Origin of the sequence: Geoalkalibacter ferrihydriticus DSM 17813, from assembly GCF_000820505.1 — a bacterium.
Classification (GTDB): Bacteria; Desulfobacterota; Desulfuromonadia; order Desulfuromonadales; family Geoalkalibacteraceae; genus Geoalkalibacter; species Geoalkalibacter ferrihydriticus.
In genome coordinates this window covers 372,474-384,097 of record NZ_JWJD01000001.1, presented here as the reverse complement: position 1 = coordinate 384,097, position 11,624 = coordinate 372,474, and the positions used below count along the sequence as shown (strand labels likewise).

Sequence of the window (11,624 nt, the reverse complement as noted above, 5' to 3'; positions counted from 1 at the left end):
TTGAGTGTCGTCATCGGCGATTGACTGCCCTACGACAGGGCAAAGGATCTCTCCTTTGGCTGTTTCGTAGTACGCTTCGGAATTTTCTGGTTGAATGACTGAAAAGCCATGCAACCAGTCTGCTTTGGCAATGCAGAAAAAAGCGCAGATGTACCACCACAGTCACCTGTGGGGGAGATTGCCATTTATATGAACAAACCGCAGCAAAGCCCGGTAGGCGGGTTCGGCGGTTTGGAATTGCGGGAAGTCAGGGATTTTTCGGCTTGGAATTGCTACCCCAGGGTGGGCTAGCATTTTGGGAAGTCGTCAAGAATCTTGCTTGCCTAGCGGCAAGGATTTGATTTTATACAGCTTTTTCAATGCGTCTCTTGCTTTATCATTTCGCCCGATCCCAGAAAACCGCCACTTGGCGGTTTTTGTTCTCAGGCTCATTCACTAGCGCAAGAGACGCATTGAACTGCTTGGCGTTCGCGATAGAGGGAAGGATTTCGTAGCCTTGCGGCAACGAAATCCCCTAACGGCCGCGAACTTTTAACTGCTTTTGTTCGCTTCTTATGGCTGTAAACAGCGAACAAAAAGCGATTTACATCTCGGGGGCACTTGCCTGCTCAGGCCATTCACACAACCAAGCCGACGGAGCGCCACAAACAGCAAACATGCTGTCGTTTTCAACGGCCACCCGACATCGTGCTGGATAGCTGTTGCAGTTGCTCTTAAGAGAGTTAACCAAATTGGTTCCGGAGGCCGGATGATTTGAGAAAAATCTAGCATCACCCTGAAGGTCTGTCAAGAAAAAACGTCGCTAAATCACAGACATACAAAATTTATACAAAATTTTGCTCTGGTTGAAAGGCTATGAGCGATAAGGTGGATGCTTATCGTGTCGGTCTCTGCGGACGGGGAGCAGATGCACTTTTTCCTTTTGACACTTTTTAGGCATCAGGGAAATTTAAGGGAGTCTCTCAGAAAAAACGAACCTCGTTTTCAGGTTTTTCCTGATAGGCAGGGGCTCTCGATTTTGTTAAGTTATCTCGTTGATGTTGCACAGAATGGGGTAGGGGTGGATCGGCCTTCAATAATAATTCAACGATGTGTGGAGTATTGATGTCAGAGCAAAAATTCCTGCAAGATCTCGAAAAGAAACTCTGGAACGCCGCCGACAAGCTGCGTTCCACCCTCGACGCGGCCCAATACAAGCACGCTGTGCTGGGTCTGTTGTTCGTCAAATACGTTTCCGATGCCTTTGACCTGCGTCGTAAGGAGTTGCTTGCGCAGTTTCGGGATAAAAATCACGATTACTACCTCAAGCCCGCCGATTACGCCTCCAATGAAGAGTACCAGGCTGAAATCGCTGCCGAGCTTGAAATCCGCGATTACTACACCGAGAAAAACGTCTTCTGGGTTCCGGCGCTGGGCCGTTGGGAGAATTTGCAGAACAACGCCAAGCTGCCGCCGGGCACCAAGATCGAAATCAAGAACGGCAAAACCGAAACCTACGAGATGCGTAGCATCGGCCGGTTGATTGACGATGCCCTAGAGGCCATCGAAAAGGATAACCCAAAACTCAAGGGAGTTCTCAACAAGCAGTACGGGCGCTTGCAGATCGACCAGGCCAAGCTCGGTGAGCTGATCGATCTCATCGCCACCATTCCTTTTGTGCACGCATCGCTGCAATCCAAAGACATCCTCGGTCATGTCTATGAATATTTTCTCGGCCAGTTCGCCCTGGCCGAAGGCAAGAAGGGCGGCCAGTTCTACACCCCCAAATCCATCGTCACTCTGATGGTCGAGATGCTTCAACCCTATACCGGGCGGGTTTATGACCCGGCCATGGGTTCGGGCGGCTTTTTCGTGCAAAGCGAAAAATTCATCAAGGAACACGGCGGCAAGCTCGGCAACGTCTCCATCTACGGCCAGGAGTACAACCACACCACCTGGCAGTTGGCGGCCATGAACATGGTCATTCGCGGACTTGATTTCAACTTCGGCAAAGAGCCCGCCAATACCTTTACCAACGACCAGCACCCCGACCTGCGCGCCGACACCATCATGGCCAATCCCCCGTTCAACATGAAGGAGTGGGATACCAGCGTCAAAGACGACGATCCGCGCTGGCAGTACGGTCGGCCACCCTCCGGCAACGCCAACTTTGCATGGATGCAGCACATGCTTCATCACCTGGCGCCCAACGGCTCCATGGGCCTGCTGCTTGCCAACGGGTCCATGAGTTCCAACACCAACACCGAGGGGGATATCCGCCGCGCGCTGGTCGAAAACGATCTGGTTGAGTGCATGGTCGCTCTGCCGGGGCAGCTCTTCACCAACACGCAAATACCCGCCTGCATCTGGTTACTTACCCGCAACAAGAAGGCGCGGGGCGATAAGGCCGATCGTTCCGGCAAGGTACTATTCATCGACGCCCGCAAACTCGGCTATATGAAGGATCGTGTGCTACGGGATTTCAAACCTGAGGATATCGCCAAGATTGCCGATACCTTTCATGCCTGGCAAAAAGGACAGGGGTATACCGACGAGGCGGGCTTTTGCTATGCCACCACGCTGGCGGAGACCAAAAAGCATGACTTCGTGTTGACACCGGGGAGGTATGTGGGGGCGGCAGATGAGTTGGAGGATGGGGAACCCTTCGCCGAGAAGATGGCGCGATTGACGGCGCAGTTGCAGGAACAGTTTGCCAAGAGTGCGGAGTTGGAAGAGCAGATTAAGCGGAATTTGGCGGGGCTTGGGTATGAGTGCTGAGTGGCCTAAAGTTCAACTTCAAGATATAGCTGAATTAAAAGGTGGTTATGCCTTTAAAAGTGAGGATTACACTGATGCGGGTCGCTTTGTCCTTCGAACTGTAAATATTGATTCAAGTGGGCGGATTAATCGGGAAGGCACAACTTTTGTTTCTGAAGAGACGGCAAAAGAGTACGAAAGATTTGCGTTGCAGCCATGGGATACGCTCTTCGTCATGGTGGGGGCAACACTAGGAAAAACAGGCATTGTAAAAGAGTGCGATTTGCCTGCGCTACTCAATCAAAATATGTGGGTGGTTAGGGCGAAAGATGGAAGAGTAAATCAACGCTATCTTTATTATGCTTTTACATTTAAATCAAAAGACCTCTTAGCGTGGGCATCGGGTGCGGCTAGAGAATTCGTCCGTAGAGATGATTTTCGGACAATGGAATTGGCCCTGCCTCCAAGAGAGGTTCAAGATCAAGTTGCAGATTACATTGGGGCAATAGACGACAAAATTGAACTCAACCGCCAAATTAACCAAACCCTTGAACAGATCGCCCAAACCATTTTCAAAAGCTGGTTTGTCGATTTCGAGCCGGTCAAAGGTAAGATCGAAGCCAAAGCCGCAGGCCGCGATCCCGAGCGCGCAGCCATTTGCGCCATCAGCGGAAAATCCGAGGTCGACCAGCTTTCCACCGAACAGCGCCAACAGCTTGCCGCTACCGCCGCCCTGTTTCCTGGTGCGTTGGTGGAGTCGGAGTTGGGGTTGATTCCGGAGGGGTGGAGGGTGGAAGCGCTGCCTGACGCTATAGAGGTGAATCCTTCGCGGACGTTGAAAAGAGGCGTCATGGCACCTTATCTGGATATGGCTAATGTGCCGACAAATTCGGCCAGAGTCTGTGAGGTTGTCCAACGAGAATTCAGTTCAGGTTCAAAGTTCATGAATGGCGACTCATTGCTCGCACGTATTACTCCATGCCTTGAGAACGGGAAAACTGCCTATGTCGATTTTCTTACAGAGCAGCAGGTTGGCTGGGGGTCTACTGAGTTCATCGTTTTGCGGCCAAGAGCTCCTTTGCCGCAGGCATTTGGTTACTTGTTGTGTCGGCATCCCGAATTCAGAGCCTTTGCTATCGCGAATATGTCAGGCACATCAGGCCGACAGCGGGTTCCAAACGACTGTTTTGTAAATTATCAGATTGCGGTTCCGGGGCATGACGTTACGGCATCTTTTGGCGAAATTGTTGGTGGCATATTTTCCGTTATCAAGGCACGAGATGAAGAATCGCGTACCCTAGCCACCCTCCGAGACACCCTGCTCTGGCGAACTTTCAATTGCTGAAACTCAACCTGATCAAATAGCAAATGTCATCTAACAACAAGGGCCAAGTTTCATGAAAATTAGAACTATTCTCGAAAAAATCGACGAAAAACAACTTTTCATCCCCGCTTTTCAGCGCGAATACGTCTGGAAACGTGACGATGCAAAGCAGCTTATCGACTCGCTGATCAAGGAGTATCCCACTGGAACCATGCTTACTTGGGAGACAGCGAATCCGCCGGAACTGAAAGGCCCGCACAAGTATGATGAGAAGCAGGGCGCTGTTCGGCTGTTACTTGACGGCCAGCAGCGGATCACCTCACTGTATATGCTCATTACGGGGGAGTTGCCGAGTTATTACACCATCAGCGAAATCATGAATGACACCCGGGGGCTGTATGTAAACCTCGAAACCCTGGAGCTCGCCTACTACATGAAAACCCGGATGGAGAACAATCCTCTGTGGCAGAACATTACCGACGTGTTCCAGAAGCGAGTCGGCGCCTTCGATCTGCAAACAAAATTTACCGCGATCGGCAAGCAGATTGAAATGAAAGAACTTAAAAAGCTCAATGACAATATCAGTAAAATTACGGGTGTTCTCGAACGGGATTTCCCGGAGCAGATCATTCCGGTCAAAGCCACAATCCGCGAGGCGATCGACATCTTTTACAAGGTGAACGCCAGCGGAGTAGCTTTGACCGACGCAGAGCTGGCCCTGGCGCAGATCTCCGGTTATTGGCCCCAGGCCCGTGACCTCTTCAAGGCAAAACTCGCCAATTTGCAAAAGGAAGGCTTTATTTTCAAGCTTGATTTCATTGTCTATGTCCTGCTGGGTTGTCTGTACCACCAGGGCTCGGATATGAAAAAACTGCACGGCGAAGAGAATAACGAACGGCTGAGAGCCGCCTGGGACCGTCTCGATAAACAGGTGCTTGATTACGTCGCCAATCTGCTGCGCAGTAACGCCTACGTTGATCACACCGACGAGATTAATTCGGTTTATGCCTTGGTCCCGATGATAGTCTATTGCTTCGATAAAGGCGATCAGCACTTGAACGAGACGGAAATCCGCAAGATGGTGAAGTGGTTTTACTATTCTCAGATCCGGGCGCGCTATGTCAGTCAGTTACCGCAAAAACTTGATCGCGACCTGCGAACGGTGGCGGAATCAGCTCATCCTTTTGATGATCTGCTGCAGATAATTTCAGAAGAAAGTCGTTTGGAGATTAGCCCATCAGAGTTTGAGGGTCGGGGAATCTCTCATCCGCTCTTCAGTTTGATGCGCTGGTACCATAAAAGCCGTATGGCAGTTTGCCTGACTACCGGAATTGAGCTCCGCCGCAATATGGGTGCGAAGTACCAGTTGGAAAAGGATCATATTTTCCCGTATTCGGAACTCAAAAAAGTTGGATACGGCAAAGAAAACCGCGTCAAATATGCCTTGGCTCAGGAGTTTACCAACCGGGCAATCCTTACCCAATTTGCCAACCGAGCCAAGTCTGCAACTTCGGCACAAGCCTATCTGGGCCAAGTGAAATCTCACTTCCGCGTGGCTCTTGAACTTCAAAGCATCCCTGAGAACGAGGAACTGTGGAAAATCGAAAACTATGAGCAATTTTTGGCCGAGCGGCGAAAGATGCTGGTCGAGAGATTGAATGCGTTTCTGGAGGGGATAACCGCAACCGAGCAGGTGGCTGTGCCGGTTACTCTTGATGATATGATCGCAGAGGGGGAGAGTGATGAGTTGGAGTTTAAATCATCGCTGCGCTGGGATTATGTTGAATCCAGGGTAAATAAAGATCTGGAAATGGTCATAGTTAAATCGGTAGCTGCCTTTGCCAACAGTCAAGGAGGTACCTTGATGATTGGCGTCAAAGACGATGGTGAAGTACTTGGTCTGGAGCATGATTACATTTCGCTCGATGGGGGGGATCGCGACAAGTTCGAGCGGCACCTGCGCGGCATTCTCAACAACCATATTGGCGCATCCTATGTCGCCGGAAAGGTGCGGGTCAGGTTTCATGTAGACGGTGACGATTTGGAGGTTTGCCAGGTCGATATTCTGCCAGCTCAGAAGCCCATCATCCTTATCCTCAAGGATAAAGGAGGGCAACCGGTTGAAAAGTTTTTTGTGCGTAGCGGCAATTCCTCTCTGCATCTTTCACTGTCTGAAATGAACCCTTACGTTAAAGAGCGGTTTGATTGAGGTCACAATGATCACCGAAGACCACCTCGAACAACTTTGCCTCGACTGGTTCCGCACAGGCGGCTACGCAACCGCCTTCGGCCCCGATCTCGCCCCCGACGGCGGCACCCCCGAGCGCCGCGATTATCAACAAACCATTCTCACCGAGCGCCTGCTTGCCGCCCTGCAAAAAATCAACCCGCACATCCCCTTCGCCATCCTCGAAGACGCCGCCCAGTTAGTCACCAAGCCCGAATCGCCGGTATTGATCCACAACAACCGCGCTTTTCATAAGCTCTTGCTCGAAGGCGTGCCGGTCGAATACCGCGACAACGACGACATCCAAAACGACCATGTGCAGTTGATCGACTTTCAGCATGTCGAACGCAATCAGTTCCTGGTGGTCAATCAGTTCACCGTCAAGGGCTGCAAGCAACTGCGCCGCCCGGATCTCGTGGTGTTTATCAACGGCCTGCCCATCGCGCTCATCGAATTGAAAAACCCCGCCGATGTGCACGCCGATATCTGGAAAGCCTACGATCAGGTCCAGACCTATAAGGACGAGGTCCCCGATCTCTTTGTCTGCAACGAAGCCTTAGTCGTCTCCGACGGCTTGACGGCGCGCATTGGTTCGCTGACGGCGAGCAAGGAGCGCTTTCTGCCTTGGCGCACCCTGCGCAATGAAGACGACAAGCCGCTGCTGGAATACGAGCTGGAAAAAGTTATCAAGGGATTTTTCGACCGCACCTTGCTCCTTGATTACCTGCGCTATTTCATCCTTTTCGAGCAGGATGACGGCCAACTGATCAAGAAAATCGCTGGCTATCATCAGTTTCATGCCGTGCGCGAAGCCGTGCGGGTGACGCTCATCGCCTCGGCGACCGTCACACCGGAACGCGTGTCGATGCCGCGCGCGACCTGGGGCCAGGAGGTGCAGCCCGGATCGCGCAAGGCCGGGGTGGTCTGGCATACCCAGGGATCGGGCAAAAGCATCACCATGTGCTGCTACGCTGGCAAACTTCTGCAACAGCCCGAAATGAACAATCCGACCATTGTCGTCGTCACCGACCGCAATGATCTCGATGGTCAACTCTTCAGCACCTTCTCCAATGCCCAGGAACTGTTGCGGCAGACCCCGGTGCAGGCCGATAGCCGCGAGGATCTGCGTGAACTGCTGGCGGCACGGCAATCGGGCGGCATCATCTTTACCACCGTACAGAAATTCTCGCTGTTGAACGGCGAGGAAAAACACCCGCCGCTGAGCACGCGCAGCAATATCGTGGTGATTAGCGACGAGGCGCATCGCAGCCAGTACGGGTTTAAGGCCAGGCTCGACACCAAAACCGGCGCTTATGTCTACGGCTACGCCAAGCACATGCGCGACGCCATCCCCCAGGCATCGTTTATCGGTTTTACCGGCACGCCCATCTCCCAGGAAGACAAGGACACCCGCGCGGTCTTCGGGGATTATGTAAGTATCTACGATATTCAGGATGCCGTCGATGATGGCGCCACGGTCCCGATTTATTATGAATCGCGCCTGGCCAAGCTTGATATCAACCGCGCGGAAATCGAGGCGCTCAACGACGAAGTCGAAGAGGTCATCGAGGACGAGGAAGACTTGAATCTCCGCGAGCGCACCAAAAGCAAATGGGCGGCGCTGGAAAAACTGGTCGGCGCCGAACCGCGCCTGAAGGAAGTTGCCGAGGATCTGGTGAATCACTTTGAGGCGCGCACGGCGGTCATCGACGGCAAAGGCATGATCGTGTGCATGAGCCGCGAGATCTGCGTGCATCTCTACAACGAGATCGTCAGAATCCGGCCCAAATGGCACAACCCCGATCCGGAAAAGGGCGCGATCAAAATTGTCATGACCGGTTCGGCGGCCGACCGGGCGCTGATGCAGCCGCATATCTACAACAACCAAACCAAAAAACGCCTGGAGCGCCGTTTCAAGGATCCCAGGGATGAGCTGAAACTGGTGATCGTGCGCGATATGTGGCTGACCGGCTTTGATTGCCCGAGCTGCCACACCATGTACGTCGATAAGCCGATGCGCGGTCATAACCTGATGCAGGCGATTGCGCGGGTCAATCGGGTTTTCAAGGACAAGCCCGGCGGGCTGGTGGTCGATTACATCGGCATCGCCAATGAACTCAAGCAGGCCCTCAAGGTTTACATCAACGCGCAAGGCAAGGGCGTGCCGACACTGGCCGCCGAAGAAGCCCTGGCGGTGCTTCTGGAAAAGATCGACGTGGTCAGGGGACTGTTTCACGGCTTCGACTACAGCGACTACCCAACCCGCGCTCATCAGATTCTGGTGCTGGCGGCAAATCATATCCTTGGCCTGCGGGAGGGCAAAAAGCGCTTTCTCGACGCCATGGCCGCCATCACCCGCGCTTTTTCCCTGTGCGGCACCCTGGACGAAGCCGAACCGCTGCGCAAGGAAATCGCCTTCTTTGCCGCCATCCGCGCCGCCATCGTCAAACACACCACGGTGGACAGCAAGCTGACCGAAGAACAAAAAAACAGCGCTCTGAAGCAGATCCTCGACAATGCGGTCATCGCGGAAGGTGTGGCGGATGTCTTTTCCCTGGCCGGGCTGGACAAACCGAATATCGCCTTGCTGTCCGATGAATTTCTGGAAGACGTGCGCAACATGAAAAGCCGCAACCTGGCCCTGGAACTGCTGGAAAAACTGCTGCGCGACACCATCAAGGCGCGCACCCGCAACAACCTGGTTCTGGAGCAGAAATTCAGCGAACGCCTGCTGGCCAGCCTGAACCGTTATCACGCCCGCGCCATCGAAACCGCCCAGGTCATCGAAGAGTTGATTCAAATGGCCAAGGATTTCCAGAAAGCCCTCAAGCGTGATGAGGAACTGGGACTCAACACCGACGAGGTCGCTTTCTACGACGCCTTGGCCAGGAATGAAAGCGCCGTGCGGGAGTTGGGCGACGACATCCTCAAAATAATTGCCGTTGAGATAACCGAAAAGCTGCGCAAAAGCACCTCGGTTGACTGGCAGGTGCGCGAAAACGTGAGGGCCAAGCTTCGCAACCTCGTGCGGCGCACCCTGCGCAAATGGAAATATCCGCCGGATCGTCAGGAGGACGCGGTGAATTTGGTGCTTAAGCAGGCCGAAGTGCTGTGTGCGTGGTGGGTGTAAACCCGTTATTCTGGAGTTTCTTATGAGTGATAGTGGAAATAAATTAATAAGATGGCTGATCCTGCTAACTGAATATGTGAAGAAAATTAATAGAAAGTATGTGTTTAATTATAAAATTAATTGTCCAATGTGCTCAGGCAACGGAATGGTTGTTTATGTGAAGGAGACCACGCACTACCTGAAAAACTGTAAAACTAATGCCCCGCCTTCTTTCTGGGTCAGAAAATTCTGTGATTTGCCAAAATTTAAGGACAAGCTAAAAAATCCGCCATTTAGAGAAATAGAAAATGAATTCTTGAGAAAATTTGATTTAACGAGAATTTACACTAGGGGCAATTGCCCTTACTGTGGCGGGGACGGAGTTGCTTTAGCGAAATTTTATGAGAAAAATTTTCAATGTGATATATGTAATAGCGTCGGTAACGTGTCACAAGTAGAAAAAAAAACAAATAGTATTGGTTCCGAAAAAATTGTTTATAAATGTGAAAAATGTTCTGGCAATGGCTTATATTTTAAAAAATATGTATTATTCAAGACTAAAGTTGATTCAAATTTAGCTCTTCCTGATAATTTTTGGCAAAAAAAAGTAGGTAAAAAAATATTTATGTCAGAAATCAATCAAAGCAATTTTGAATTCTATGAAAAAAGAGAAAAAATAACACATCTTGATAGTGAATTATGAAAATGCAATAATAAAGTAAAAATTTAAAAAGGAGAATCATGGGGAAAAAAAACAAAAAGAAATTTTTGAATGTGTAAAAAAAACAAATAATAAAAGAGTATTCATTGTCAAAATGGATAGCGATCCATTCTATACTGTAATAATCGGAAAAAAGCGTTTCAGTGGAATTTCTGATTATAATGCCGTCGTTTCTCTTTGTGAAAATGGTTATTTTAAAAAAGAAAATGAAAAAAGTTATCTTGTACTAAGTGAGAAATTTAAAGATGCATGTATTACAACGTAGCATTTTTAAGTGATAGAGCCGACAAAACGTTATTAGGCAGGTGCTGATCGTAAACCGGCCCCTTTTTCTCGAATGTTGTGCGAGGAAACATTCGCGGGGGTTTCAATAGAGAAGCTCCTGAGGTCGTGGAAAGGGCTATTAAGTATGTCGTCGAGACAACAATTCGCTTTGAAGAAGCTCTGTGACGTTCAAAGTAGACGTTGATTTACCGAAGGGAGCTTCATGAAGTCACGATCTCGATTAATGCTCGAAAAATCTATCTCGGCAATGCTTTCGGCAATAGAGATATACAATAAGCCAGATTTCAAGTATCGCGAAGAGACCTTCTCAGTATTGTGCATTAACTCTTGGGAATTGCTCTTAAAAGCGAAGATACTTAACTTGGCCAGCAATAAATTGGCCGCGCTCTATGCGATGGAGTACAAAACACTTATAACTGGCAAGAAATCTACCGTAAAAAGACCGAAAAAGAATCGCTCTGGTAATCCGCTTTCTATTAATCTTTTTGAAGCCTACCGAATCGTGACGGAGGAATACGGAGTTAAAATAAACAAAGCTGTGAGCGATAACTTGGTTGCCCTTACTGAGATTAGGGATAACTCGATACATTTCGTAAATGATGATTTGCTGTTGTCACTGAAGATTCAGGAGTTAGGTAGCGCATCTCTTCAAAACTACCTTCATTTAGTATCTTCTTGGTTTGGCGATGTTCTATCAAGATATAATTTTTACCTCATGCCCTTATCGTTCTTCAGGAATTTTAATGAGGCCCCCGGTATTTCACTCAATTCTAGCGAAAGGAAGGTTTTGGATTACATCAAGAAATCAGAAGAAGGATATGATGGCATTGAGGATGTTGGCGATTACAACTTGACCCTGAGGATTGATGTAAAATTTCAAAAGGTCAAGAGCACTTCTGGTCTTCCAGTTCAGATCACCAACGATCCAGGCGCTACTGCAGTATATCTGTCAGAAGAGGACTTTACTGATAAGTATCCTTGGGATTACGATATCCTTAGTACCCGGTTATCGAAGCGGTATTCCGATTTCAAAATGAACGCAAATTATCACAAGATAAGGAAGAAGCTGGAAGGGGATAAAAAGTTCGCATACGAGCGGCTTCTGAATCCGAAAAATCCAAATGGCGGTAAGAAAACGTTTTATAATCCGAACATCCAGAAAGAGTTTGACAAGCATTATACAAAAATAAGTTAACGCCGCAACCCTTGCATGACTTTCACC

The 11,624-nt window shown here is 49.8% G+C and carries 6 protein-coding genes; all 6 read left to right on the top strand.

Annotation, left to right across the window (positions count from 1 at the left end; all coding sequences use genetic code 11):
• The first annotated feature begins 1,104 nt into the window (after nucleotides 1-1,104).
• Nucleotides 1,105-2,757 carry a class I SAM-dependent DNA methyltransferase gene (locus GFER_RS01885; RefSeq protein ID WP_040095546.1) on the top strand — a complete coding sequence of 551 codons (1,653 nt, stop codon included), beginning with the start codon at nucleotides 1,105-1,107 and terminating at the stop codon, nucleotides 2,755-2,757.
• Complete coding sequence (locus tag GFER_RS01880; protein WP_052445861.1) at nucleotides 2,747-4,081, top strand: restriction endonuclease subunit S; 1,335 nt, start codon at nucleotides 2,747-2,749, stop codon at nucleotides 4,079-4,081. The genes GFER_RS01885 and GFER_RS01880 overlap by 11 nt, the downstream gene beginning before the upstream one ends.
• Before the next feature lie 52 nt (nucleotides 4,082-4,133).
• Nucleotides 4,134-6,269, top strand: a complete 2,136-nt coding sequence (locus GFER_RS01875; RefSeq protein ID WP_040095544.1) for a GmrSD restriction endonuclease domain-containing protein — start codon at nucleotides 4,134-4,136, stop codon at nucleotides 6,267-6,269.
• 7 nt (nucleotides 6,270-6,276) lie between these two features.
• Nucleotides 6,277-9,417 (top strand): type I restriction endonuclease subunit R, encoded by a 3,141-nt coding sequence (locus GFER_RS01870; protein ID WP_040097205.1) that lies wholly within the window; start codon nucleotides 6,277-6,279, stop codon nucleotides 9,415-9,417.
• 22 nt (nucleotides 9,418-9,439) lie between these two features.
• Nucleotides 9,440-10,099, top strand: a complete 660-nt coding sequence (locus GFER_RS18530) for a hypothetical protein (protein ID WP_139172101.1) — start codon at nucleotides 9,440-9,442, stop codon at nucleotides 10,097-10,099.
• Nucleotides 10,100-10,625: 526 nt separating this feature from the next.
• Nucleotides 10,626-11,597, top strand: coding sequence for a DUF3644 domain-containing protein (locus GFER_RS01865; RefSeq protein WP_200889278.1), 972 nt, complete (start codon nucleotides 10,626-10,628; stop codon nucleotides 11,595-11,597).
• The last annotated feature ends 27 nt before the right edge of the window (nucleotides 11,598-11,624 follow it).

Coding starts and splice junctions, on each gene's coding strand:
- GFER_RS01885 (WP_040095546.1), top strand. CDS start 1,105: ATGTCAGAGCAAAAATTCCTGCAAGATCTCGAAAAGAAACTCTGGAAC.
- GFER_RS01880 (WP_052445861.1), top strand. CDS start 2,747: ATGAGTGCTGAGTGGCCTAAAGTTCAACTTCAAGATATAGCTGAATTA.
- GFER_RS01875 (WP_040095544.1), top strand. CDS start 4,134: ATGAAAATTAGAACTATTCTCGAAAAAATCGACGAAAAACAACTTTTC.
- GFER_RS01870 (WP_040097205.1), top strand. CDS start 6,277: ATGATCACCGAAGACCACCTCGAACAACTTTGCCTCGACTGGTTCCGC.
- GFER_RS18530 (WP_139172101.1), top strand. CDS start 9,440: ATGAGTGATAGTGGAAATAAATTAATAAGATGGCTGATCCTGCTAACT.
- GFER_RS01865 (WP_200889278.1), top strand. CDS start 10,626: ATGCTCGAAAAATCTATCTCGGCAATGCTTTCGGCAATAGAGATATAC.